This is a genomic window from Paucilactobacillus vaccinostercus DSM 20634 (genome assembly GCF_001436295.1).
Lineage (GTDB): Bacteria > Bacillota > Bacilli > Lactobacillales > Lactobacillaceae > Paucilactobacillus > Paucilactobacillus vaccinostercus.
The window spans coordinates 1-450 of record NZ_AYYY01000051.1; the positions used below are offsets into that span (position 1 = coordinate 1).

Annotated in this window: 1 protein-coding gene; it reads right to left on the minus strand. The window is 34.9% G+C overall.

What is annotated here, in order from left to right; all coding sequences use genetic code 11:
* Positions 1 to 389 (minus strand): transposase (locus tag FC26_RS08640; RefSeq protein WP_162259978.1); only part of this gene is annotated, 389 nt, incomplete at its 3' end.
* Positions 390 to 450 lie beyond the last annotated feature (61 nt).

Below are 450 nucleotides of genomic sequence, written 5' to 3' on the forward strand. Positions count from 1 at the left end.
ATCATACCATTGTCAGCTAGCAGCTTAGTAAAGTAGATAAAAGCGAGCTTAATAAGGTCAGAAACTTCTTTACTGGAACGAAAGTTATTGATTGTTTTGTAAGAGATTGTGGTATCTTGGCTTAACCATTTCATGGGAATATTTTCAGCATTCATTTCAACGATTCGACGACCGGAAAATACTCTTCTAGAATATGCGAAGAGGAGCATTTTCATTAACATTGCCGGATGGTAAGCAGGGCGACCGGTGGTCGCGACGGAAGTTTCAATAATATTATGAGGGATTGTATTAACAAACATATCAATCAGTTTCACAATATGATTATTGGGAATATTAAAATCTAAGTTTAATGCGATGCAAGTTTGAGCTGTGTTATAATTTTTGTACATGGAAGTAATCTCCTTTATTATTTGGTTTGGTCGCTAATATAATAACAGGAATTTACTTCCT